The sequence below is a fragment of the Arthrobacter sp. D3-16 genome, assembly GCF_054408515.1.
On record NZ_CP096437.1, the window covers coordinates 2,082,302 to 2,104,270 of the forward strand.

Below are 21,969 nucleotides of genomic sequence, written 5' to 3' on the forward strand. Positions count from 1 at the left end.
ATATGGACTAGTTCGTGATGTCCGGTGTGTCCTTGACGTTCGTGCCTGCGATGGCATCACGGGCGGCGCGCCGAAGCTTTTTGTCCGAGACCAGCCGCTCCCCGACCGCGCCCGGGGTCCAGGCGTTGACGTCCTCTTCATTGAAGTCTGTCTTTGAGGGGCGCCGCTTGACGGAGATGCCTGTGACGCCGTCAGCCAGCCGGCGGGTGACCAGCAGGAAGCCGGTGTGGGCCACCATGCGGTGGTCGGGGCGGACGGCGAGGCCCTCCAGGTGCCAGCCCCGGACCATGGACTCCCAGGCGTCTGGTTCAGTGAACCGGCCGTCGGCGCGGATGGCTTCTGCCGTCCTCGAGAGCTGGGTGACCGTTGCCACGTAGTTGATCCATACGCCGCCCGGGGCAAGGACGGTAGCTACGGCGTCGAGGCACTCCCAGGGCGCAAGCATGTCCAGGACTACGCGGTCCACAGAGCCCGGGGCCTCACTGCGTACCACTTCCTCCTGGAAGTCGCCCAGTGAGATCTGCCAGGCAGGGTGCGGGCCGCCGAAGATCGTCTCCACGTTGCCACGGGCGATGTCCGCAAATTCTTCACGCCGTTCAAAGGAGTGCAGGTAGCCGTTGTCTCCCACGGCACGGAGCAGCGAGATGGAGAGGGCACCGGAGCCAACTCCCGCTTCCACTACCCGCGCACCCGGGAAGATGTCAGCCATGGTGACGATCTGCCCGGCATCCTTGGGATACACCACCGCAGCGCCGCGGGGCATGGAAAGGACGAAGTCGGAGAGCAGCGGGCGCAGGGTCTGGTATTGCTGGCCAACGTTGTTGACAACTACCGAGCCGTCAACCTTGCCGATGATGTCATCGTGGTTCAGGAAACCGCGGTGGGTATGGAAAGCGCCGCCGCTTTCGAGGGTGATCGTGTTCATGCGTCCCCGCTCGTCGGTCAGCTGGACGCGTTCACCTTCGCGGAAGGGGCCGCGGCGACGGGCAGCTCCCACCGGCTGCGAGCCGCTGGCGGCAACACCCGGCTGGGCTGCTGCTGTGGCTTCGTTGACGGCAGTTTCGCTGCTCATGATTTTCCTCGCTCCTGTAAAACTGTGGTGCCCCCGCGCCAATGTCCTTTAAAGACATTGTGGCTTCTGCGGCGGCAATGCACGACCGGCAGGTAACTCTACCGGTTCCTGCCCTGGGGGTGCCTACCCGATTGCTGGCGCCTGCCTGTAATGGCGGACAGCACCGCGTCCTGTGAGAGCAGCCCGGTCACCTTGCCGTTGTGGTCCACTACGGCGTAGTCCCGTCCTTCGAGCTGGGACAGGAAGTGGAGAAGTTCCTGGCCCTTTGACCATTCCGGCACGTAGGCGCCGGCGGCAAGGGCATAGGACACAGCAGTGATGGGAGTTGCGCCTGCGGCAGCGGCCGGAACCGAAACCAGCGCTGCAGGATCAACAACGGCCTCGGGCCGTCCGCCGTGGCCGTAAACCACGACTGACGTTTTGTCCGGTGCGCCAAGCCGGAGTGCGTCCTGAACGGATGCCGTGGCAGGCAGGCCGACGGCGGGCGTCGACAGCCCTGCAGCACTGACCAGATGAAGCCGTCCGCGCAGCGTCCCCTGCTGGATGGCGGCCGAGGCCCCCATCCACAGGAAGCCGCCCACCAGCACCGTAATCATAAGCAGGCTGAACTCGGGCGAATCACCGGCAAGCAGCGGACGCAGGATGAACCAGTAGCCCAGCGCAACCACGATGAGGCGGCCGCCCCAACCTGCCGCCACCGTCCCCTTGGCTTGGCTCCCCGTGGCCTTCCAGACGACCGATTCCACCAGCCGGCCTCCGTCCAGCGGTAGCCCCGGCAGGACGTTGAAGACGGCAATCAGGAAGTTTGCCCACATAAAGATGTTGGTGAGGATTTCGGCGACGCTGCCCAGAGTTGCACCGGTCAGAAGGAGCCAGGCTCCTGCTGCCAGGACAAAGTTGGCGGCGGGGCCGGCAAGGGCCACCAGCACGGATCGTCCCGGGGTGGCAGTGAAATTCTCGAACTGCGTATGCCCGCCCCAGAGGTTGAGTACGATTTTTTGGGTTGGCCACCCATAGATCTTGGCCGTCAGGGCATGGGCCAGTTCGTGGACCAGGACGGAGACGAGCAGCAGGACAGCGTAGGCGAAAGCGATGACGTAGGCGCTGGCACCGAGGGCAGGGTTGTTCCGGCCAAGCACCGGCCCGTAAACAATCACGGTGAAGGCCGCGATGAGGAACCACGAGTAGGCCAGGACAACGGGAACACCGGCGATCCGGCCCAGCGGAATTCCCTCGCGGCGGACCGGGGCCGCTGTCTCAGTCATGGGAGCTCCAAGAGTCCGGTCGGTATTGCAGCGGACGGCACTGCCGACCGGGACACCACCAGGTCCTCAAGATCAGCCAGCGAGCGTCCCGCCAGGGACTCCCATAACGTGTAACCATCGTCCTCAGGCAGCGGGACGATATGGGGAATGGCAACCGTGGCCACTCCGGACGCCACGGCCGCAGCCACGCCCGGTTCCGAGTCTTCAAGCGCGACGCAGTGGTGGATGGCAAGGTCCGGGTCCGTTTCCTGGAGCAGTTCCACTGCTTTCAGGTAAGCCTCCGGGTGCGGCTTTCCCTGCGCCACGGTGTCCCCGGTAACCACCACTTCAAAGTAGGGGCGTGGAAGGCTGGCCACCACCTCCCGGGCAAGCGGCCCCTCGGACATGGTTACGAGGGCGCATCTCACACCGGCACGGTGGAGGTTTTCCAGGAGCTCCCGCGCACCGGGGCGCCACGGCACCCGCTGCCTTACGCCGGCCACCACTTGGGCGGTGAGGGTGTCAATGATCTCGCGGACTTCAAGATCGACGCCGGCCTGCTGGAGAAGGCCGGCGGAAAACGTCAAAGACTGTCCTACGAGCTGCATGGCCTGTTCATGGGACCACGTTCCGCCGTGGGCTGCCACCAGCGCATGTTCAGCAGCTATCCAGTAGGGCTCCGTATCCACGATGGTGCCGTCCATATCCCAGAGGACGGCTTTGAGCGGGGAACTGGTGGCTGGCAGTCGCATGTCCCCAGTCTACGGGGACTGTCTGGACGGGGGCTGTGGCTACGCCCTTGGCGAATAAGGCCGGGTTTACTGCCTTTTGAGGAAATTGGGAGGCATTTTTCGGCGCTTCATTCAATGCATGACCCCGCCCCTTGGACGTAGGGTGAAGAAATGAATAGCTTCGAGGGAGACACCACCGAACCTGGTGCCGGACCCGCCCGTGAGCGGTTCCTGCAGCCTGTGGCTGACGGGCAGCGTGTCACAGTGATGCTGGCCGCCTTTGAGGGCTGGAACGATGCCGGAGAGGCTGCAAGCGATTCGCTGCGCTATCTCAACAAATTGTGGGGCGGCAAGAAAGTGGCGTCCATAGATGCTGACGAATACTACGATTTTCAGTTCACCAGGCCCACCGTGCGCAGGAATGCTGCCGGGGAACGCAAGATCAAGTGGCCCTCCACGCGGATCTACAAGGCCAGCGCACCTGGCTCGAACGTGGACGTCATTTTTGTCCAGGGCACGGAGCCGTCCTATAAATGGCGGGCCTACACGGCAGAACTCCTGGTACATGCCGAAGCACTGAATGTTGACTATGTCGTCCTGGTGGGCGCCCTGCTGGCAGATGTGCCGCACAGCCGGCCCATCCCGGTGAGCACGTCCTCGGACGACGCACCGTTGCGGGAGCGAATGAACCTTGAAGCCTCGCAGTACGAAGGCCCGGTGGGGATTGTTGGAGTACTCTCCGAGGTCGCGCTCCTGGCAGGTATCCCCACCGTGTCGCTCTGGGCCGCCGTCCCCCACTACGTGGCCCAGGCGCCTTCGCCGAAGGCACAGCTGGCCCTCCTCCACAGGATAGAAGAGCTGCTCCAGGTTCCCCTGGACACCCATGAGCTGGCTGAGGAAGCAGATGCCTGGGAGCGGGGCGTGGACGAACTGGCCACTGAGGACCCCGAAATCGCGGCTTATGTCCGCCAGCTCGAGGAGGCAAAGGACACCGCGGACCTTCCGGAAGCAACGGGCGAGTCCATTGCCCGCGAGTTTGAGCGTTACCTTAAACGTCGCGGGCAGGACAGGCCGTAACGGCGGGTTCCATGTAGGTGTCAGTTCCCGGCGTTACGCCGGGGACTGACAGTTCAGAGCCGGATGCCCAGCAGGGCGTCCAAGGCGTCCCTTACCAGGCTCTGGTCTGCAGGGCTGGCGGCAGCGCCGGCGTCGTTGGCCTGCATTGCCCAGCTGGAGACCGCCATAACGGCTGCGGGGGCGTCAAGGTCGGCAGCCAGCGCAGCTCGCATCTCTGCGATGAGGGCCGGGGCCGAACCTGCGGGAGCGTGCGCCAGTGCACTTCGCCACGATGCAAGGTCTGACTTTGCGGCCTCGAATCCTTCGTCCGTCCAGGACCAGTCCGACCGGTAGTGGTGTGCCAGGATGGCGAGCCGGATGGCTGCCGGGTCCTCCCCCGCGGCGCGCAGCTTCGACACCAGCACCAGGTTGCCCTTGGACTTGCTCATCTTTTCGCCGTCCAGTCCCACCATTCCGGCGTGGGCGTAGTGCTTGGCAAGCGGGACACCGGCCAGGGAGAATGCGTGGCCGGCTCCCATCTCGTGGTGCGGGAAGATCAGGTCCGAGCCGCCGCCCTGGACGGTGAAGGGCGAGGGCAGGTATTTCTGTGCGATGACCGTGCACTCGATGTGCCAGCCGGGCCGGCCGGGGCCGAGGCTTCCGCCGGGCCAGCTGGGCTCGCCTTCGCGCTCGACCCGCCACAGCAGCGGGTCCAGCGCCTGGCGCTTTCCGGACCGGCCGGGATCGCCGCCGCGTTCGGCGAAGAGCTCCAGCATCTCGCTTTCGGCAAGACCGGATATGGACCCCAGGGACCAGGCGTCCGGCGCTGTGGACTGCTTTCCCGCGGCCTCGACGTCGTAATAGACGTCCCCGTCCGGCTCGCCGTTGGTGCCTTGCACCGTGTAGGCAAGGCCCAGGCTGACCAGCCGCTCCACCTCGGGCACGATCAGGGAGATGGATTCCACGGCGCCCACGTAGTGGTCCGGCGCGAGTACGTTGAGTGCTTCCATGTCTGTCTGGAACAGCTCGATCTGGCTTGCCGCCAGGTCCCGCCAGTCAACGCCGGTGGCTGTGGCGCGTTCCAGCAGCGGATCATCCACGTCCGTCACGTTCTGGACGTAGGACACCTCATGGCCGGCATCGCGCCAAACGCGGTTGAGAAGGTCGAACGCAACATAGCTCGCGGCATGGCCCATGTGCGTGGCGTCGTAGGGCGTGATGCCGCAAACGTACATGGAGGGCCGGCCATCTGTTTCCAGGGCCACCTCGCGGCCCACAGCGGTGTCGAACAACCGGATGGCAGGCATGCTGCCGGGCACGTCGGGAACAGGGCGGGAGATCCAGGATTTCACACGCCAAGCCTAGTGCTAGGCGCTGATGACATTGAAACCGAGAAGGAGGTACAGGGCCAGGCCGAGGAAGATCCGGTACCAGACGAACAGGCGGTAGCTCCGGGTGGAGACGAACTTCAGGAACCAGCCGATGATGATGTAGCCCACCACCAGGGCGATCACGGTGGCCAGGGCTGTTTCCGGGAGTCCGTAGGGGCCGGTAATGCCCTCATTGGACACAGTCTTGTAGAGCTGGAACAGCCCGCTGCCGAACACCGCGGGAATGGCCAGCAGGAACGAGTACCGTGCGGCCGCTTCGCGGGTGTAGCCCATCAGGAGGCCTGCGGTGATGGTGCCGCCGGACCTGGACACGCCGGGGATGAGCGCCATGGCCTGGGCAAAGCCGAAGAGGATGCCGTGTTTGTACGTCAGCCGGCTGAGGTCCCGTTCCTGCTTGCCCACTGCGTCCGCGACGGCCAGGAACAAGCCGAACACGATCAGCATGGTGGCCACGATCCACATGCTGCGGAGCACCGACTCGATCTGGTCCTGGAACAGCAGGCCCAGCACCACGATGGGCAGGCTGCCCAGGATGACAAGCCAGCCCATCCTGGCGTCAGGGTCCTGCCTGGAGACTTTTCCGGTAAGGGAACCGGTCCACGCCTTCACGATCCGCACGATGTCCCGCCAGAAATAGATCAGGACAGCGGTTTCGGTACCCAGCTGGGTGATGGCGGTGAAAGCGGCTCCGGGGTCTGCGGCGTTAGGCAGGAATTGCCCCACAATCCGCAGATGGGCGCTTGATGAAATCGGTAGAAATTCGGTCAGTCCCTGCACAAGGCCCAGCAGGGCCGCCTCAAACCAGTTCACGCTAAGACCCTACGGCATGGGCAGTACTGGTTCTGCCCGTAAGCTTGCTGCTATGCAGCAGCGTTACGTCGGCAACAGTGGATTGCGAGTTTCCGCTTTATCCCTAGGCACCATGTCGTGGGCCGGCGAGACTGACGAGCAGGATGCCGCGGAGCTGCTGCGCACCTTCCTGAACGCCGGCGGGCGGCATGTCGATACGGCCGCCTCCTATGCAGATGGACGGTCGGAAGCCATGGTTGGGTCGATGCTGGGCGACGTGGTTGCCCGCACCGAGATCTCCATCTCCACCAAGGCGGGCATGACGACGCCGGATGGCCGGCGGGGTGTGGACACGTCACGGAACGCAATGCTCACCGGCCTGGAGGCAAGCCTGGCCAGGCTGGGCACCGACTACGTGGACATCTGGTTTGCACAGGCCTGGGATGGCAACGTGCCCCTGGACGAAACGCTGTCCGCGCTGGAGTTTGCCGTACGGACCGGAAGGGCCCGGTACGCCGGGGTCTCGAACTTCAACGGCTGGCAGACGGCCAAGGCCGCGGCCATTGCCGGGTTTCCCCTCGTGGCCGCCCAGGCCGAGTACTCGTTCCTGCAGCGGCGGCCGGAAGCGGAACTCATTCCGGCAATTGAGGATGCGGGCCTGGGCCTGATGGCGTGGGGACCCCTGGGCCGTGGGGTGTTGACCGGGAAGTACCGGGGCAGTATTCCTGCCGGTTCACGGGGAGCGTCCGCCACGGAAGCTAAGTATGTCGAAACCTACCTTGACGGGAAAGCCTCCAGGACGGTCGAGGCCGTGTGCATGGCGGCCAAGGGTCTGGGCCGGACGCCACAGGACGTGGCGCTGAGCTGGCTGCTTTCCCAGCACGGTGTCGCCACGGCGATAGTCGGCCCGCGCACGCCTGTGCAGCTCAAGGAAATCGTGGACGCCCAACTGACGCCGCTGCCGCCGGAAATAGCCTGCGCCCTGGAAGACGCTTCAGCCATCCAGTAGCGTCCTCCCCTGCGGGCAGGCCCGCGGCGCCTTCTGTCAGACGTTACGGTCCTCGACGATTTCGAGGTCCTCGTCATCCACGTCGCTTTCCTCTTCCTCGTCATCCTCGTCATCAAAGACCTGAAGCGGCGTGACCTCGTTGTAGGCCTCGTAGAGTGCATCCTCGTAGACTTCAAAAGCATCGGCTACTGCGAAAAACGCCGCCTCCACGGAGGGGTCACCATCTCCGCGGCGGTTGGATGCTGCTATAAGGTGTTCTTCCAAAGCGGTGGTCAAGGACTGAAGCGCGACACGCGGATCGATGCTCATGCCTTCACGTTAGCCGGAAAAGGACGAAAATGGAGAGCAAATGAAGGAACAATTTCTCACCAGCTCGGTCCAGCGGGGACGGGACTATGCGAAGCAGTACGAGTACCTTGTACTGACAGTCAGCCCTGTCGATTCACTGCACGAAGCCCGGCGCCGCCTGGTGGAACACTCCGAATACGGCAAGTGGGAGCTGGAGCGCAGCAAGCTGTACGTCGGCGGCGGCAGGCGGTTCTGGCTCCGCCGCCGGGTGATGCAGGTCCAGCGGACCGTCTAGAGTCAGGTCCAGGGGGCCGTCTAATCCTCGAGGGGCCCCAGCCAGGCGTTGGCTACGGTGTTGTGGGCGGATTCGTCGTCGGACGGATGGAACATCCCGGCCAGAACGTCCCGGTACAGCCTTTCAAGCTCCGATCCGCGGAAGTAGCTCGATCCGCCGCTGACGCGGATGGCGAGGTCTACAACGCGGCGTGCGGTCTCCGTGGCGTTGACCTTAAGGCCCACGAGTTTCGGGAACCACTGCGGGCCGTGATCGGCGAGGGCGTCGACATCCGCCGTAACCGATGCCAGTTGCGGGTACAGGTTGTCCATGGCCATCGCGGCCTCCGCCACCTTCCAGCGGATGTCCGGATCCTGGGCGTAGCTCCGTCCCCCGTTTTTGAAGGAAGTCCGGCGTTTCACGGTTTCGACGCCGACCTCCAGCGCACGCTCCCCCACTCCCGTGTAGACAGCGGCCAGCAGCGTCTCGAAGCACGCGAAGATGGCGAAGATCAGGGGATCGCGGCTGGGCCCCACGGGGAGTTTGCGGAAAATCCGGTTTTCGGGGACGTGGACGCCCTCGAGGACCGTGGTGTTGGACTGGCTGGCGCGCATTCCCAGGGTGTTCCAGTCGTCCCGAATGCTGTAGCCGGGTGTTTCCCGTGTGATGAAGCCGTGGACGAGTTCACCATCACCTTCCCTTGCGGACGGGTCTTTACCGAAGATGCCCAGCCTGGTCCACGCCGGCGACAGGCTGGTGAAGATTTTTGTACCGGTGAAGGTGTATCCACCGCCTTGCTGCGACTCGGCCACGGTGCGGGAGTCGAACAGGACTGAATCGTTGCCTGCTTCGGAGTTGCCGAACGCAAAGACTTCGCCCTGCGCGGCTTCCTTGAGGACAAAATCCAGGGAGTTGTCCCCTCTTGCCTGAAGCACGTGCGCGACGCCGGTCCACACCAGGTGCATGTTGACCGCCAGGGCGGTGGCTGGCGCAGCCGTTGCCAGCCTCCGCTGGCACTGTGCCGCCGCTTCCAGCCCGAGTCCCTTCCCGCCGTCGGCCGCGGGGACAAAAAGCTTCAGGTAACCAGCCCCGGCGAGTTCCTGCAGGTCCTCATGAAAGAACGAATTGTCAGTGTCGTATCCGGCGGCCCGGCCGCGGATCCGTTCCAGGAGGGCGTCCGGCAGGATTTCTTCGAGGGTCATGGCATCCTGCTCAGTAGTTGGTGAGGAGGGTGTTGAGCACCCTGGCGCCGAACTTGAGGGAGTCGGCGGGAACGCGCTCGTCCACGCCGTGGAACATCCCCGTAAAGTCCAGCTCATCGGGCAACATCAGGGGCGCGAAGCCGTAGCCGGTGATGCCGAGCCTGCTGAGCGACTTGTTGTCCGTGCCGCCGGACAATGTGTACGGCAACACCTTCGCGCCGGGGTCCTCGGAATGCAGGGCGTCGATCATGGAATCCACCAGATTGCCGGCGAAGGGCACCTCAAGGGACACGTCGTTATGGACGTAGCTCACGTCCACGCCTGTTCCCGCCAGTTCCCGGACGATTTCCAGGACGTGCTCCTGCTGCCCGGGCAACGTGCGGCAGTCGATGAGCGCCTCCGCGGATTCCGGGATGACGTTGTGCTTGTAGCCGCCCTTGAGGAGCGTGGGATTCGTGGTGTTCTGCAGGGTTGCTCCCACGAACCGCGCCACCGTCCCCAGTTGGTTCAGCAGGAGGTCGGGATTGTCGGCGTCGAACTCAACCCCGGTGAGTTCTGTCACACCGTCCAGGAACTGCCTCGTGGTGGGCGTCAGTTCGATCGGCCACTTGTATTCGCCGATCCGGGTCACTGCCGCCGCGAGGCGGGTTACCGCGTTGTCGGTGTTGATCTGTGAGCCATGGCCTGCCCTCCCATGGGCTACCAGGCGCAGCCAGGAGATGCCTTTTTCGGCAGTCTGCAGCAGGTAGGTGCGCTGCCCGCCGATGGTTGCCGAGAACCCGCCGACCTCCGAGATGGCTTCGGTGGCGCCCTCGAAGAGTTCCGGGCGCTTGTCCACGGCGTAACGCGCTCCGTAGGCGCCGCCGGCTTCCTCGTCCGCGAAGAAGGCAAAGATGATGTCCCGCTTGGGCTTCCTGCCCGTGCGGGCGAAGCTCCTCAGGACCGCCAGGATCATGGCATCCATGTCCTTCATGTCCACGGCGCCGCGGCCCCAGATAAGCCCGTCCTTCAGTTCAGCGCCGAACGGGTCCACCGACCACTGGTCCCGCAGCGCCGGTACGACGTCGAGGTGGCCGTGCACCACCAGAGCGCTGGCGGACGGGTCCTCGCCTGCCATGCGGGTGACCACGTTTGCCCGCCCGGGAGCAGACTCAAAGATTTCGGCCTCCATGCCGACCTCCTCAATGAGGCCGGCGGCATACTCTGCCGCAGCCCGCTCCCCCGGACCGGATCCGTCGCCAAAGTTCGAAGTATCAATCCGGATGAGTTCCTGACAGATACGGACAACTTCATCCTCGGGCAGGACATCAGGCATGGAGAGCTCCTCATTGGGGAATGACGGGTTTGCAGCGCTGGATTGCTGCCCTCAGCCTACCCACTTGGCCCGATTCGATGTTTCGGGAAAAGTCGTGTTAGAGTTTTTCTCGCTGCTTCGGAGAAACCCGAAACGCCGAAAGGCGGAAACGGTTCCCGAAATACCACCTGCGCGGGTGGCGGAATGGCAGACGCGCTAGCTTGAGGTGCTAGTCCTCGAAAGGGGGTGGGGGTTCAAGTCCCCCTCCGCGCACAAACGGAAGCCCCGGAAAATCACTGATTTTCCGGGGCTTCTTTGTGTCGGTTCTCCGGGTGACCAGCCGGTTCTTAGCGTCTCTTGCCTTCTTCAGTCCCGGTGATGTTGAACGAAGCGTCGAACTTCAGCGTCACATGCGTTCCGTCCACTTTCCTTATATGTGCCTCATAGACAGCGCCGTCAGCGTCGGTCTCGACGCGGAACACCGTGGCCCCTGGATGCGCGGCCTTCGCCGCCGCTTCGACACGGGCGGCAGTGTCACCTGTCAGAAGCTCCTCGGTAATGCCGTTGGCATGGTGGGGCCCCTTGCGGTCGGTGGAAGACACTGCCGCGGAGGTCGATGCACCGTCCGGAACGGCCATGGCGAGATAAACGCCGCCACCCGCCAGGGCCACGGCCATAGCCACTCCGACTGTGATGTTTCGAACTTTGTTCATCACACGCTCCTGATTCTGCGATCAGGGCGTTTCGGCGCTTTCGCTGACCGCTAGTCATTCCTGGCCATTGCACCCCAGCAATGCCACAGCGCGGTATATCCGGGTAGGGACACTGTGGATTGTACGCAATTGTGCGGGTGGGGACTAGGACAATTCGGAGAGCTTCAGGATGGCAGGCCACACACCACATCAATGGCGGTTCCCGTCAAGAGCTGCAAAGGACCGTGGATGGGGCCATTTCCTGCAGGTCGAGCGGGACCAGTCTTCTGCCCGAAGCGACGCCACAGGTCCACAGCCCCGGAAAATCACTGATTTTCCGGGGCTTCTTGGCGTCGTCAACCTCAGTAGAAGGAAATCAGCTCGACGAGTTCCCCGACCCTGTCCTCCGGGTAGTTGCGGGCGATGTCTGCCTGGGTAAGGATGCCCACCAGATCATGGCCGTCAATAACCGGCAGCCGGCGCACCTGATGCTCCTGCATTGTGCTGATGGCTTCTTCGATGGAATCGTCCGCACCGATGGTGACCGGCTTGCCCTGGCCAAAATCCCCTGCCTTTGCAGTACGGGGATCGCCGCCTTCCGCGAAGCACTTGATGACGATGTCCCGGTCCGTGATCATGCCCTTGAGCCGGTTGTCCTCACCGCAAATCGGCAGTGCGCCAACGTTCAGGTCCTTCATCTTCCGCGCCGCTGCTTCCAGCGTTTCATTTTCACCGATGCATTCAACGCCGCCGGTCATAATTTCACGTGCTGTGGTCATGGCATTCTCCTTAGGTTGCGCCCGAGCGGGCGTGAGAAGTTCCCCGGTCCCGGGGGTTCCTAGGACTTCATCGCCCCGCGACAGGTTTTGTGCCGCCTGGTCCGATGAAGTCCCTGAATTTCCGCAGGTCTGCTCTGACCTGGGTGCCAGCGAGAATCAGCTTGTCCCGGATCTTCTATAGGTTTCCTCCTGTCCTGGCTGGATGGCCCTCAACGCGGACCGGAAGCAGTGGGGGTCGCCCGGAATGCTCCAGTCTAAATCTGTGTGCCTCGTCCTGACAGACCCGCTTCACCGAAAGCGTTGGGCAACTTCGCGCTCACGGACCATTGGGTGAGAACGGCGAAGGCGTGGCTTGCACCGGTAACCACTCGGTGTCCTCTGCAGGTGACTCAATGGCCTTAACGATGGTTCCCGAACCTTGGAGGAACATTTTGCGGCCGGTGCCGCCGTCGGTCCAGAGCCAGATGATCGCGTAGTCGGCTGTGACGGCATCCACCACGCCGGTGCCGGTAAACGTCCCGTCAGCGAAACGGACACGCTCACCGATGGTGAATTTGGGATGACGGATCCGTTTTCGTTTCCGCCGGGACGTGCGGGCGCTGCCACCCGTCGTCGGGAACTCTTTCGTGACATGGGTATGCTCGCAGGCTGTCATCAATGTCCTTCGGTCGCGGTCAGTTCCAACCAGCTCATTACGACCCTGCCCGCTGCTCCCAGGTCACGCGAACCTCTGCGTGGTGGATCCAGCCTAAACCGGCCGGCTGCCCAGCGGCGTGTCGACCAAATGTTACTGACGCCTACCACTTCAGCCTTTAGTAGAGGATGCGCTGGTAGAGGTTGTGGTCCTGCCACGCACCGGCAATTTTCAGGTAGGACGGCGCCATTCCTATCATTTCGAAGCCGGTACGTTGAAGAATCTTCTGTGACGCAGCGTTGTGCAGGAGGGTTGCCGCCTGGACGCGGTGCAACCCCATCATGTGCTTGGCATAACCCAGCACATGGGTGAGAGCAGCAGAGCCGATTCCCCTGCCGGAGTACTCGTGGTCTACCCAGTAACCAACATTGGCGCTGCAAAATGGTCCGAGCACAATTCCGGTCAGCGTTATGGCACCAATAATGCGGTCCCCATCAAGAATTACCCACGGCACTTCAGACCCGGCCGTGTAGGAGGCCAAGCGCGCTTCAATGGTTTTATTCTGCCCGGCCACGGTAAAGAAATCCTCGGCGCGTTCCGGCTCCCACGGGGTGAGGTACTCGCTGTTCCGCAGATAGGCGTCTTTCATTTTCCGGGCGTCGCTGGAGCGCAACATCCGGATCTCAATATCGTCGATCAAGGTTTTCCTGGATGAGGTCACTTCGAGACTCTACCTATTCATCCCGGGCTCCCGACTCGGCCCCAACGTGTGATGAGCTCCTTAACCGGTCCTTCGTGCAAGGCGAGATAAACCCTGTCCCGAATCTGGTTGGCCTGCGCATTCGTCAGGGTCCCACTGAGCGGGCGCAGCACAAGGCGTATTAAGGCGTTCGCCTGTCCGTCATGGATCCGTAACCGTTCCTGGGCTGCAGCGGGAAGCTCTCCGCACTGAGTCAGGGCCAGGAGTTCAACGCTTTCCAGGTCTTGGGCGTCATCCCCTAGTGCTGTTCGCACCCGGTCGCCGAGCAACTCGGTATCGGTATCCGCGGGGACAACAACGGAAATGTCCCTACGGATTGGCGGCATTTCAGAGACGGGCCTCCATGGGGACAGGTCCAGCATCTGACGTTGGATGCGCCCGTCCGCCGACCTCAGGAGCCTGATGTCCGGGATTCCTTTGCGAAGCATCAGGGCACGGTCCAGGCCCATGCCGAGGGCCAGCCCTGACCACCGTCCAGGGTCCAGCCCGGCCCCCGAAAGGAGGTGCGGCGCCGCCAGCCCGCACTCCGCCAGTTCGAGCCATTGCCCGGCCATCAGGACGTCAACCTGCAGGCCCTGAGTTGTGTACGGGTGAACGGCCGGAACTGTCCGCCACCGGGCCCCGGGAAGTACGGCCTGGACCAGGGATGCGACCATTTCCTGCAGGTCCGGCGGGACCAGTCGCCTGTCCGAACTGATGCGCCACAGGTCCACCTGGTGGGGCGCGCCCACATGGGTCCTGTCAATTGCATCCCGCCGGTACACCAGGCCGGGAATGACCCAGAGTTCGTCCAAAAGCCTGTCGGGATCCAGTGCCCGCAGGAGCGACGGAATGGAGGCCGAGGTGTGGCTTCGGAGCATCACCGTGGGGCTGACGTAGCGCGAGTACTTCTGGTCACGCGTCACGTCCGTCCGATTGAACCCCAACAGATCGTAGTTGTCCGCCACGCTCACCAAGGGGCTATGGCGCACAATTCTTTCCGGCACCTGCCATGTGCCCCGGAGGGCACGAATCAGATCTTGCAGGAGGTCCTGCATCGCGTGAGGTTGATGGCTGGGATTGGAAAGATCCCGAAGAGTCAAAGCGTGATGAAGCTCAGCGGGGCTGAGGTAAGTAAGCATTGTTGGTTCCTTGAATTTGGCTTGAGCGGTGGTCTCCTCCCCCGACTCAATCCAGCGCCAGGACCTAGGCGCGCGCCTGCAAGCCCTCGCGACCGGAAGCCGGTCGGGGGCAAGTAAATCGACGCGTACAAAGCATGGGCGCGACTATACCGCAGTGACATGCGAAGCGGGAGTCCGCAGTTCGGCCCCGGCTCCCGCTTGCGGTACCCGGTGGATTCCATGAAGGGCAACACCTTGCCCCGCTGACAGGTAGCGGTAACGCGTGAAAGGGTGGACCATGAGCCGCATGGATTTAGGAAAAGGCCGAGGCCAGGAAACGGGCCACGTGGTCCTGCTGGGCGATTCCATTTTCGACAACGCCGCCTACGTGGACGGCGGCCCGGACGTCATCAGCCAGTTGCGCCAGGAACTGCCGGGCTGGAAATGCTCGCTCCTGGCCATCGACGGGGATGTCATCACTGGCGTCGCCCGCCAGCTCCGCGACCTCCCCCGGGACGCCACCCACCTGGTGGTGAGCGTTGGCGGAAACGATGCCCTCGGCTACGCCCCGTTGTTGCAGGAGCGTCCCGGGTCGGTTGCTGAGGCCCTGCTCATGCTTGACGCCGGAAGGGACAGGTTCGACGCCGACTACCGGGCTATGCTGCCCGGCGTCCTGGCACAGGGCCTGCCCGCGGCGGTATGCACCATCTACGACACTCCCCCATCGGAACCGAACCAGAAAATCATTAAGGCAGCACTGTCCCTCTTCAACGATTCGATTACGCGGGCGGCCTTTTCCAGCGGCACACCGGTGATCGACTTGCGCCTGATCTGCAGCGAGGACGCGGACTATGCCAACCCCATTGAACCTTCGTCGCAGGGCGGCCGGAAGATTGCACGCGCCATTGCCACCCTGGTCCGGGCCGGACACCCCAACCCCCACTCGGTGGTGATCGCCGGTGCGGCCCGGTCCGAATCTGCTCCCCCACCAGATCGGGTGGGGTGAGCAGAGCATGACATCCGCCCCTGGGTGCACGCTAACGGGTGTGCGCGTGCCTTCTGCGGCCCATCAGCCGGGAGCCGGGCGCAACCGGACGGTACTGGACGCGGCGTTGCCGCTCCCGGTCGGCCCTGCGCTCCTGGCGCCGGGCCTTCCGCTCCAGTCGGTCAATCCCGGACAAAAGGGCGAAAGTGCCGACGACCCACAGGAACGCCATCATCAAAACCAAGGCAATTTCGATCTCCGTGCCCATGGCAACATTTTAGGACTTTCCGGCGTCCGGCAGGAGCCCTGGCCGGCCCCGGCCGACGGGCTCAGCCTGCCCTAGAGCACCCCGAGCCCCCGGACTGCAGCGAGAACATCCTGCACGGTAACTGCCAACAATGCCGGATCCGGCTGGGCCGCGAAGGTATCCCCCCGCCGCAGCTCGGCGCGGGTCAGGACGACGTGCGGACCCGGCGGCGGGCCCCAGATCTCGGGCGGAGCGGGTCCGAACAACACCACAGATGGCGTTCCGTAGGCGGAAGCCAGGTGCGCAGCCCCCGTATCGGCGGAGACCACCAGGCGGGCCGCGGAAATGGTCGCGGCGAACTCGGCCAGGCCAAGCCGTCCCGCCAGCACTGCATCCTCCGCAAGCCCTGACCGGAGGCAAACGTCCAGGGCCCGGTCCCTTTCGCCGCTGCCACCGGTGAAGACAACGTTGTGGCCAGCGGCGTCAAGCGCGGCGGCCACGGCCGCGAACCGCTCGGCGGGCCAAAGGCGGCTGCCGTAGGCTGCCCCCACATGCAGGACGGTGGCGCCCGGCACGGGGCTCGGTACATGCGGAGTATTCAAATGTATGTCCAGGGGGTCGGCTTCGATGCCGTGCCATGCCAGGAGGTTGACCCAGCGTTCCCTCTCGTGCAGCTCGGACCGCCACGGCGGCCCGTCCCGGTACTGGCTCCGGTGGCCTATGGTGTGCCGGGCCTGCAGCGCTTCAATCCTGCCCTGGCTTTCCGGTCCGCTGCCGTGCAGGTTCACTGCCACGTCCACAACGCCGGGTTCCATGGCCAGCGGCTCGTCCAGGCCGTGGGTGGGCAGGAGTTCATAGCCGCCCACGAGCCCGAGCGCCTCAGAAAGCCAGCCTTGTGCCGCGTACCTCAGCCGGTGCTCCGGGAACTCACGCCGGAGCGCCTTCAGGGCCGGCACTGCGACCAGCAGGTCCCCAAGCTTCAACGCCCGGAGGACCAGTAGCTCGGGTTTTCCGTCATGCGGCTCCTTGGCTTCCCGCACTGCAGCACTTTCCGTCCCGCTCATGCCTGCTGCCTGGTGAGTTCAGTGGCCGCCAGGCTGCGGACGTCCTCGTGGACGTCGCGCGCCTCAACGCCGGCCACCACCGAATCGTCGTGGGAGCAGCGCGGGGCGGTCCAGCCCACTTGGGTAACATCTATGCCGCAGGTGGGGCAGGCGGTCACCCAGGAAGCGTGGATCCGGTGAAGGCTCCGGCCCAGCGCTCCGGCATTGATGACGTTGCCGGCCCAGAAGATACCGACAGTCGGAACCCCCAGAGCCTGGGCGAGGTGGCGCGGGCCGCTGTCATTTCCGACGACCACCGCCGCACGGGCCAGCACTGCTACCAAGCCTGCCATGTCCAGTTCACCGGCCACCGAGCGTACCTGGCCCGAGGCTGCCAGTTCGACGATCCGCCCGGCAAGTGCCTTCTCGCTCTCATCGCCCACTATGACCACCTGGAAGCCGTCCCCGGCGCAGGCAACGGCAAGTTCAGCGAACCGCTCAGCCGGCCAACGACGCCGGGGATCGGTAGCGCCGGGATGCATCACCACCAAAGGCTGGCCGTCGTCGTCGGCCGCTTCGGCAGAGGGGCACAGTCCCTCCGCCGGAGCCAACCGCGCCTCGAGATCAACAGGGAACGCACCCGCGAACCCGGCCACCTCCAGTGCCCTCAGGGGTTCATGCTGGTAATAAAGGTAGGGCACCGTACGCTCCAGGCTTGCGGCGTCAGGCGTCCGCGTGCCCACCGTGTGACGGGCGCCGAGCCGGAGCAGGAAGGGATTGGAATACCGCCCACCGCCGTGAACCTGAACAGCTAAATCAAAGCGGCGTGCCCGCATCTCCTCGAAAAACCGCTCCAGCTCATCCTCGTCCTCGTCCCCGGGCCGCACACCTTCGGAAAAGGGCAGGACCTGAACTTCGTCCACCGGGCTCTTCGTCGCGGCGATCAAAGCCTTGTGCGCCGGAGTGCCGAGGAGGGTTATGGAGGCCTGGGGGTAAGCCGCTTTCAATGCGGCAATGGCGGGAATAGCGAAAATGAGGTCGCCGAGGCCCCCGCCGCGCAAAACGACTATCCTTGATACCGACTCAAACTTTGCGAGAACCGGACCAACGCCCGTGCCGGTTCGCCCGGCGCCCCCGAATTCTGCAGTGAGCTGCTCCACATATACCCCTTCAGATAGTGCGGAGACCGCAGCGTTCGCTGCGACCTCCCCTGCCCGTACAGCCACAGTAGGGTGATGAACCTTGAGGCCGCCTCCTTAAACCCTCTACCCCACCGCCGGTCAATATACCGGCTATTGGGGAATACCCGGATGATGCTGTACGTTTCATACGCGACAGACGAACCAAAGAAAAGAGAAGCACCTAAAGTGGCAACCGATTACGACGAACTGCGTTCCGACGTCAAAGAATCGCAGGACAACTCTCTCGAGCAGCTCCAGTCAGCCAACGCTCCCGACGCGCGCAGCGTTGTCCTGGAGCTGGACGAAGCTGACGGCCTCGACGGCGCGGGCGTACCCGGCGGCGAGTTTGTCGCTGAAGAGCTCGTGGTGCAGGTCATCCCGCAGGCCGAGGACGAATTTACCTGCTACTCCTGTTTCCTGGTCCGCCACCGCTCGCAGATTGCGCGCCAGAAGGACGGCCACAGCTACTGCACGGAGTGCGAAGGCTAAATCAGGAACTCAGGCGGGGCGGTTTCTGCCGCCCCCAAACTGAGCAAAGGCACGCCCGCCATTTTGGTGGACGTGCCTTTCCGCTTTAAGCGAGCTTCCGGCGCACCAGCTCGCTGACTTCCTTGCCGTCGAAGCGGCCTGCAACTTTCGCAGTCACCGGCTTCATCACTTCACCCATCTGCCGTGGCGTCAGTTCGCGCCCCTCGGCGCGGAGCCCGGCGATGACCTCGTCCACCATCGCCTCCACCTCCTGCAGGGACAGGGGCTTCGGCAGGTAAGACTCGATCACTTCCGCTTCAGCAATTTCCGCTGCCGCCCGGTCCGGCTGTCCCGCTTCCGCGTAGATGCCCGCCGTATCCCGGCGCTTTGCGGCTTCCTTTTGAAGCAGGGACGTCACCTGCGCGTCATCGAGCTGCACGGGTGTCTTACCCGACTTCTCACGGGTCTCAATCTCGCCCAGGACGTTCCGGACAGTGGTCAGCGCAGTCTTATTGCGCTCCTTCATATGGATGACGACGTCGGCCTGCAGCCGTTCCTTCAAAGATGACACGTTTCCTCTGTTCCTGTGTTTTTTCTGTCATTGGGAAGGAGCGCCACAGGGCGCCGCGGCACCCTCCACCCATCCCTAGTACCGTAGGTGCTTATGACGGAAAATGACCACTCATCTCCGGGAAGCATTCGGTGAACCTGCCCGAGGACCCCTGGAGCACGTTCAGCGGTGCCTTCAGCCGCACCGATCTTCCCGTCATCACGTTCACTGAGCTGGTGCTGGTGGTATGTATCGTGACTGCCTTGTCAGTCCCGCGCCAGTCCTGGAAGTTCGTGGGCCTGCTTGCAACCGCCACCCACGAGCTGGGACATGCCTTCGCAGCCGTCACGAGCGGCCAGCGGCTGTCAGGCATACGGCTCCGGCTAGACCATTCGGGCACCACCACCACGTACAGCCGGAGCAAACTTGCCACCGTGTGGTCCTGCTTCTGGGGATATCCCGTCCCTGCCATCGTCGGCGCCGGGTTCGTGTGGTGCGGCTTCAACGGGTGGGGTCCTGCCGCCTTGGCCGTCAGCACGGTGGCCCTTGCAGGCACACTGCTCTTCCTCCGCAACCCGGCGGGATTCCTCATTACCCTTGCTGCAATGGGCGGCAATGTCGCCCTGATTCTCCTGGTGCCGGCCGGCTTCGTGGGCCACGTGTCCGTCATCCTGGGCCTGGTACTGCTGGTGGGCGCTGTGCGGGACCTCATCAAGCTCACGCATGTGCACCTGCGGCGGAGGGACCGGCTTGCCACTTCTGACGCGTACCTCCTTTACCGTGCGACGGCGATTCCTTCCGTTGTGTGGATCCTCCTGTTTACGGTCCTCGTGACCGGTTCCTGGCTGGTCGCCTGGCTGCCTATCTCTGCGGTCCTGCCAGCGGACGTTTAGGGTGGTTTTATGAGCCAGGAAACGGAAAGCACCCAGCAGGTGGAAACCGGCGGTACCGCAGAGCACAGCACGCGCGGCGCCTACGTAACGGGTGGCGCGGAATTCAACCGCGACACCAACTACATCGAGGACCGGATTACCTCTGACGGCAGGCCCGGGGCTAACGGGGAGCCCGGGTGGCCGGTGGAATCGGGGCGATACCGCCTCATTGCCGCCAGGGCGTGCCCCTGGGCCAACCGGGCGGTTATCGTCCGGCGGCTGCTGGGGTTGGAGGATGCCATTTCCCTCGGGCAGCCCGGCCCCACGCATGACGCCCGATCGTGGACCTTCGACCTGGATCCCGACGGCGTTGACCCGGTCCTGGGCATCGAGCGCCTGCAGGAGGCCTACTTCAAGCGCTTCCCCGACTACCCGCGGGGCATCACCGTACCGGCGATTGTTGACCTAGCCACCGGCGGCGTCGTCACGAACAACTTTCCGCAGATCACACTCGACTTCTCAACGGAATGGACAAGGTTCCACAGGCCCGGCGCACCCCAGCTGTACCCCGAGCATCTTCGGGAGGAGATCGACGAGGTCAATAAGCGGGTGTTCACCGAAGTCAACAACGGGGTTTACCGCTGTGGCTTCGCGGGGTCCCAGGAGGCGTACGACGCCGCCTATGCCAGGCTGTGGGCAGCGATGGACTGGCTGGAAAACCGACTTTCCCGGCAGCGGTACCTGGTGGGCGATACCATCACGGAAGCGGACGTGAGGCTTTTTACCACCCTGGCGCGCTTCGATGCCGTCTACCACGGCCATTTCAAATGCAACCGCCAGAAACTAAGCGAGATGCCGGCCCTCTGGGGCTACGCACGCGACCTCTTCCAGACTCCCGGTTTCGGCGACACCACCGACTTTGTGCAGATCAAACAGCACTACTACATCGTGCATGAGGACATCAATCCCACCGGAATCGTCCCTGCCGGCCCGGCACTGGGTGGCTGGCTTGAGGCCCACGGGCGTGAGTCCCTGGGCGGCCGGCCCTTCGGGGACGGAACCCCGCCGGGGCCCGTGAAGGCCGGCGAAGAAGTTGCGCCGGGACACGGAGCGCACTCCTGAAGGAAACCGCTTTCTGGCTAAACTGGCGGGATGCAGACAACCCAATGCCATGTAGCAGCCGGCTACGAAAATGTCCTGGAGCTCTTCGAATCATTCCTGGCTGAGGACCCGCAGTACAGTGCGCAGCTCGCCGCCTACCATCACGGGAGGCAGGTGGTGGGACTCACCGGTGGACCGGAGATGGACGAAGGTACGGTAACCGGCGCGTACTCCTGCTCCAAGGGAGTGGCAGCCATGGTGGTCGCGCTCCTGGTCCAGGACGGACTGCTGGACCTCGACGCCAGGGTTGCCCACTACTGGCCGGAGTTTGCAGTCCACGGCAAGGACCAGCTGCTGGTGCGGGAGGCGTTGTCCCACCAGGCCGGCATTATGGGAGTGGAGGGCGGTTTCGGCCTGGACGAGTTCACCACCCCTGGTGCTGCCGCCCGCCTCGCCTCAGCCCGGCCGTCCTGGCAGCCCGGCCGCCAGTTCGGCTACCACGCCCTGACCATCGGGATCATCATGGAGGAGCTGTGCCGCCGCACGGCAGGCGAATCGCTGCAGAGTATCTATGACCGCCGGATCCGGACACCACTGGACATCGACTTCTTCCTGGGCCTGCCGGAGGAGTTGGAGCCCCGCTACCGGGAGGTCCTGTACACCATAGATCCGGGACAGCCCTGGGTCGATCCGCTCAGCCTGGACGGGCTGAACAGCAACGCAGCCGTCAGCACCATCATGGAGCTTCCCAACGTCCGCACTGTCCGGCGGGCAGGCATGTCGGCGGCCGGCGGAGTGGGCTCCGCTGATGGCCTGGCCCGGCTTTATGCTGCAGCCACCACCGGAATCAACGGTGGAAAAGGTTTCCTGGCTCCTCGGACGGTGGAGCTGATGTCCCAGGAACAGGTATGGGGCCTGGACCGTTCTTCCGGCCTGGACAACGCTTTTGCTGTGGTGTTTATGAAGCCGCATCCCTCCCGGAACTTCGGGAGCCACCGTGCCTTCGGCCATGAAGGCGCCAACGCTGCCCTCGGGTTCGCGGACCCCGCCTACGGCCTGGCCTTCGGCTACATCCCGCGCCGGGCGGAGGACGGCCGGACCCCTGGGAAGGCCCACCAATTGGCTGCGGCCGTGCGCCGTTCGGCGGCGGCTTTGTCCTGAAAGTCCCGCACGACGCTCTTGCCCGCCTTCCTGACCAGCGGCTTTG

General features: G+C 64.0%; 25 protein-coding genes and 1 tRNA gene. 9 read left to right on the forward strand and 17 right to left on the reverse strand.

From position 1 onward, the window contains the following. Positions 1-7: 7 nt before the first annotated feature. The 3 genes from M1D32_RS09980 to M1D32_RS09990 all read right to left on the reverse strand — a co-directional run bounded on the left by M1D32_RS09980 (position 8) and on the right by M1D32_RS09990 (position 3,068). Positions 8-1,072, reverse strand: coding sequence for a tRNA (adenine-N1)-methyltransferase (locus M1D32_RS09980; protein ID WP_458782031.1), 1,065 nt, complete (start codon positions 1,070-1,072; stop codon positions 8-10). Positions 1,073-1,170: 98 nt separating this feature from the next. Continuing rightward, a complete protein-coding gene (locus M1D32_RS09985) occupies positions 1,171-2,337 on the reverse strand; it encodes a site-2 protease family protein (RefSeq protein WP_458782032.1) in 1,167 nt (388 codons plus the stop codon). Continuing rightward, positions 2,334-3,068 (reverse strand): HAD family hydrolase, encoded by a 735-nt coding sequence (locus M1D32_RS09990; RefSeq protein WP_458782033.1) that lies wholly within the window; start codon positions 3,066-3,068, stop codon positions 2,334-2,336. Before M1D32_RS09990 ends, M1D32_RS09985 begins: the two co-directional genes overlap by 4 nt. A 150-nt stretch (positions 3,069-3,218) precedes the next feature. Between M1D32_RS09990 and M1D32_RS09995 the strand changes: the two genes are divergently transcribed. Beyond that, entirely contained in the window at positions 3,219-4,124 is a 906-nt protein-coding gene (locus tag M1D32_RS09995) for a PAC2 family protein (protein ID WP_458782034.1), read from the forward strand. Positions 4,125-4,177: 53 nt separating this feature from the next. Here the strand turns inward: M1D32_RS09995 and mshC are convergent, their stop codons facing one another. Together mshC and M1D32_RS10005 are read right to left on the reverse strand one after the other, a co-directional pair. After that, positions 4,178-5,455 carry a cysteine--1-D-myo-inosityl 2-amino-2-deoxy-alpha-D-glucopyranoside ligase gene (gene mshC / locus M1D32_RS10000; RefSeq protein WP_458782035.1) on the reverse strand — a complete coding sequence of 426 codons (1,278 nt, stop codon included), beginning with the start codon at positions 5,453-5,455 and terminating at the stop codon, positions 4,178-4,180. Between the two features lie 15 nt (positions 5,456-5,470). Continuing rightward, the gene (locus tag M1D32_RS10005) at positions 5,471-6,304 is read right to left on the reverse strand and encodes an undecaprenyl-diphosphate phosphatase (RefSeq protein ID WP_458782036.1); all 834 of its coding nucleotides are present in this window, start codon (positions 6,302-6,304) and stop codon (positions 5,471-5,473) included. Positions 6,305-6,356: 52 nt separating this feature from the next. Here M1D32_RS10005 and M1D32_RS10010 point away from each other — a divergent pair, with 52 nt between their 5' ends. Beyond that, positions 6,357-7,292, forward strand: a complete 936-nt coding sequence (locus tag M1D32_RS10010) for an aldo/keto reductase (RefSeq protein WP_458782037.1) — start codon at positions 6,357-6,359, stop codon at positions 7,290-7,292. 36 nt (positions 7,293-7,328) lie between these two features. Here M1D32_RS10010 and M1D32_RS10015 read toward each other — a convergent pair whose 3' ends face one another. Further along, positions 7,329-7,601 (reverse strand): hypothetical protein, encoded by a 273-nt coding sequence (locus M1D32_RS10015; protein ID WP_104043962.1) that lies wholly within the window; start codon positions 7,599-7,601, stop codon positions 7,329-7,331. 40 nt (positions 7,602-7,641) lie between these two features. On the opposite strand from M1D32_RS10015, the gene M1D32_RS10020 reads away from it, so the two are divergent. Continuing rightward, positions 7,642-7,875, forward strand: a complete 234-nt coding sequence (locus tag M1D32_RS10020; RefSeq protein ID WP_458782038.1) for a DUF5703 family protein — start codon at positions 7,642-7,644, stop codon at positions 7,873-7,875. Positions 7,876-7,895: 20 nt separating this feature from the next. Here M1D32_RS10020 and M1D32_RS10025 read toward each other — a convergent pair whose 3' ends face one another. Next, positions 7,896-9,056, reverse strand: coding sequence for an acyl-CoA dehydrogenase family protein (locus M1D32_RS10025; protein WP_458782039.1), 1,161 nt, complete (start codon positions 9,054-9,056; stop codon positions 7,896-7,898). A gap of 10 nt (positions 9,057-9,066) precedes the next feature. Then, positions 9,067-10,371 carry a M20/M25/M40 family metallo-hydrolase gene (locus tag M1D32_RS10030; protein WP_458782040.1) on the reverse strand — a complete coding sequence of 435 codons (1,305 nt, stop codon included), beginning with the start codon at positions 10,369-10,371 and terminating at the stop codon, positions 9,067-9,069. A gap of 169 nt (positions 10,372-10,540) precedes the next feature. Between M1D32_RS10030 and M1D32_RS10035 the strand changes: the two genes are divergently transcribed. Then, positions 10,541-10,623: transfer RNA gene (locus M1D32_RS10035), tRNA-Leu, on the forward strand. Positions 10,624-10,697: 74 nt separating this feature from the next. On the opposite strand, the gene M1D32_RS10040 is transcribed toward M1D32_RS10035, so the two are convergent. From M1D32_RS10040 to srmL, 5 genes are all read right to left on the reverse strand, one after another. After that, positions 10,698-11,063, reverse strand: coding sequence for a hypothetical protein (locus M1D32_RS10040; protein WP_458782041.1), 366 nt, complete (start codon positions 11,061-11,063; stop codon positions 10,698-10,700). Positions 11,064-11,404: 341 nt separating this feature from the next. Further along, positions 11,405-11,821 carry a CBS domain-containing protein gene (locus M1D32_RS10045; protein ID WP_163163707.1) on the reverse strand — a complete coding sequence of 139 codons (417 nt, stop codon included), beginning with the start codon at positions 11,819-11,821 and terminating at the stop codon, positions 11,405-11,407. A gap of 316 nt (positions 11,822-12,137) precedes the next feature. After that, entirely contained in the window at positions 12,138-12,476 is a 339-nt protein-coding gene (locus M1D32_RS10050; protein ID WP_458782042.1) for a hypothetical protein, read from the reverse strand. Between the two features lie 157 nt (positions 12,477-12,633). Next, on the reverse strand, positions 12,634-13,155 hold the full coding sequence (locus M1D32_RS10055) for a GNAT family N-acetyltransferase (RefSeq protein ID WP_458782043.1): 522 nt from the start codon (positions 13,153-13,155) through the stop codon (positions 12,634-12,636). A gap of 38 nt (positions 13,156-13,193) precedes the next feature. Then, positions 13,194-14,336: a PheS-related mystery ligase SrmL gene (gene srmL, locus M1D32_RS10060; RefSeq protein WP_458782044.1), complete on the reverse strand. Its 1,143-nt coding sequence runs from the start codon at positions 14,334-14,336 to the stop codon at positions 13,194-13,196. 286 nt (positions 14,337-14,622) lie between these two features. Here srmL and M1D32_RS10065 point away from each other — a divergent pair, with 286 nt between their 5' ends. Beyond that, positions 14,623-15,321 carry an SGNH/GDSL hydrolase family protein gene (locus M1D32_RS10065; RefSeq protein WP_458782045.1) on the forward strand — a complete coding sequence of 233 codons (699 nt, stop codon included), beginning with the start codon at positions 14,623-14,625 and terminating at the stop codon, positions 15,319-15,321. Positions 15,322-15,352: 31 nt separating this feature from the next. On the opposite strand, the gene M1D32_RS10070 is transcribed toward M1D32_RS10065, so the two are convergent. The 3 genes from M1D32_RS10070 to M1D32_RS10080 all read right to left on the reverse strand — a co-directional run bounded on the left by M1D32_RS10070 (position 15,353) and on the right by M1D32_RS10080 (position 17,750). Beyond that, positions 15,353-15,568, reverse strand: coding sequence for a hypothetical protein (locus tag M1D32_RS10070; protein WP_458782046.1), 216 nt, complete (start codon positions 15,566-15,568; stop codon positions 15,353-15,355). Positions 15,569-15,639: 71 nt separating this feature from the next. Then, positions 15,640-16,611, reverse strand: a complete 972-nt coding sequence (locus tag M1D32_RS10075) for a glycosyltransferase family 9 protein (RefSeq protein WP_458782047.1) — start codon at positions 16,609-16,611, stop codon at positions 15,640-15,642. Next, positions 16,608-17,750: a glycosyltransferase family 9 protein gene (locus tag M1D32_RS10080; protein ID WP_458782048.1), complete on the reverse strand. Its 1,143-nt coding sequence runs from the start codon at positions 17,748-17,750 to the stop codon at positions 16,608-16,610. Before M1D32_RS10080 ends, M1D32_RS10075 begins: the two co-directional genes overlap by 4 nt. 207 nt (positions 17,751-17,957) lie before the next feature. Between M1D32_RS10080 and M1D32_RS10085 the strand changes: the two genes are divergently transcribed. Further along, positions 17,958-18,260, forward strand: a complete 303-nt coding sequence (locus M1D32_RS10085; protein ID WP_066275770.1) for a DUF4193 domain-containing protein — start codon at positions 17,958-17,960, stop codon at positions 18,258-18,260. A gap of 85 nt (positions 18,261-18,345) precedes the next feature. Here the strand turns inward: M1D32_RS10085 and M1D32_RS10090 are convergent, their stop codons facing one another. After that, complete coding sequence (locus M1D32_RS10090) at positions 18,346-18,810, reverse strand: GatB/YqeY domain-containing protein (RefSeq protein ID WP_458782049.1); 465 nt, start codon at positions 18,808-18,810, stop codon at positions 18,346-18,348. A gap of 137 nt (positions 18,811-18,947) precedes the next feature. Between M1D32_RS10090 and M1D32_RS10095 the strand changes: the two genes are divergently transcribed. From M1D32_RS10095 to M1D32_RS10105, 3 genes are read left to right on the forward strand one after another with little or no spacing between them, the layout of a single operon-like run. Beyond that, positions 18,948-19,682, forward strand: coding sequence for a M50 family metallopeptidase (locus tag M1D32_RS10095; RefSeq protein WP_458782157.1), 735 nt, complete (start codon positions 18,948-18,950; stop codon positions 19,680-19,682). A gap of 9 nt (positions 19,683-19,691) precedes the next feature. Then, positions 19,692-20,783 (forward strand): glutathione S-transferase family protein, encoded by a 1,092-nt coding sequence (locus M1D32_RS10100; RefSeq protein WP_458782050.1) that lies wholly within the window; start codon positions 19,692-19,694, stop codon positions 20,781-20,783. A 30-nt stretch (positions 20,784-20,813) separates the two neighbouring features. Then, positions 20,814-21,923: a serine hydrolase domain-containing protein gene (locus tag M1D32_RS10105; RefSeq protein WP_458782051.1), complete on the forward strand. Its 1,110-nt coding sequence runs from the start codon at positions 20,814-20,816 to the stop codon at positions 21,921-21,923. Positions 21,924-21,969 lie beyond the last annotated feature (46 nt).

Coding starts and splice junctions, on each gene's coding strand:
- M1D32_RS09995 (WP_458782034.1), top strand. CDS start 3,219: ATGAATAGCTTCGAGGGAGACACCACCGAACCTGGTGCCGGACCCGCC.
- M1D32_RS09990 (WP_458782033.1), bottom strand. CDS start 3,068: ATGCGACTGCCAGCCACCAGTTCCCCGCTCAAAGCCGTCCTCTGGGAT.
- M1D32_RS10045 (WP_163163707.1), bottom strand. CDS start 11,821: ATGACCACAGCACGTGAAATTATGACCGGCGGCGTTGAATGCATCGGT.
- M1D32_RS10070 (WP_458782046.1), bottom strand. CDS start 15,568: ATGGGCACGGAGATCGAAATTGCCTTGGTTTTGATGATGGCGTTCCTG.
- M1D32_RS10025 (WP_458782039.1), bottom strand. CDS start 9,056: ATGACCCTCGAAGAAATCCTGCCGGACGCCCTCCTGGAACGGATCCGC.
- M1D32_RS10015 (WP_104043962.1), bottom strand. CDS start 7,601: ATGAGCATCGATCCGCGTGTCGCGCTTCAGTCCTTGACCACCGCTTTG.
- M1D32_RS10020 (WP_458782038.1), top strand. CDS start 7,642: ATGAAGGAACAATTTCTCACCAGCTCGGTCCAGCGGGGACGGGACTAT.
- M1D32_RS10030 (WP_458782040.1), bottom strand. CDS start 10,371: ATGCCTGATGTCCTGCCCGAGGATGAAGTTGTCCGTATCTGTCAGGAA.
- M1D32_RS10010 (WP_458782037.1), top strand. CDS start 6,357: ATGCAGCAGCGTTACGTCGGCAACAGTGGATTGCGAGTTTCCGCTTTA.
- srmL (WP_458782044.1), bottom strand. CDS start 14,336: ATGCTTACTTACCTCAGCCCCGCTGAGCTTCATCACGCTTTGACTCTT.
- M1D32_RS10040 (WP_458782041.1), bottom strand. CDS start 11,063: ATGAACAAAGTTCGAAACATCACAGTCGGAGTGGCTATGGCCGTGGCC.
- M1D32_RS10105 (WP_458782051.1), top strand. CDS start 20,814: ATGCAGACAACCCAATGCCATGTAGCAGCCGGCTACGAAAATGTCCTG.
- M1D32_RS10075 (WP_458782047.1), bottom strand. CDS start 16,611: ATGAGCGGGACGGAAAGTGCTGCAGTGCGGGAAGCCAAGGAGCCGCAT.
- M1D32_RS10100 (WP_458782050.1), top strand. CDS start 19,692: ATGAGCCAGGAAACGGAAAGCACCCAGCAGGTGGAAACCGGCGGTACC.
- M1D32_RS09980 (WP_458782031.1), bottom strand. CDS start 1,072: ATGAGCAGCGAAACTGCCGTCAACGAAGCCACAGCAGCAGCCCAGCCG.
- M1D32_RS10050 (WP_458782042.1), bottom strand. CDS start 12,476: ATGACAGCCTGCGAGCATACCCATGTCACGAAAGAGTTCCCGACGACG.
- M1D32_RS10065 (WP_458782045.1), top strand. CDS start 14,623: ATGGATTTAGGAAAAGGCCGAGGCCAGGAAACGGGCCACGTGGTCCTG.
- M1D32_RS09985 (WP_458782032.1), bottom strand. CDS start 2,337: ATGACTGAGACAGCGGCCCCGGTCCGCCGCGAGGGAATTCCGCTGGGC.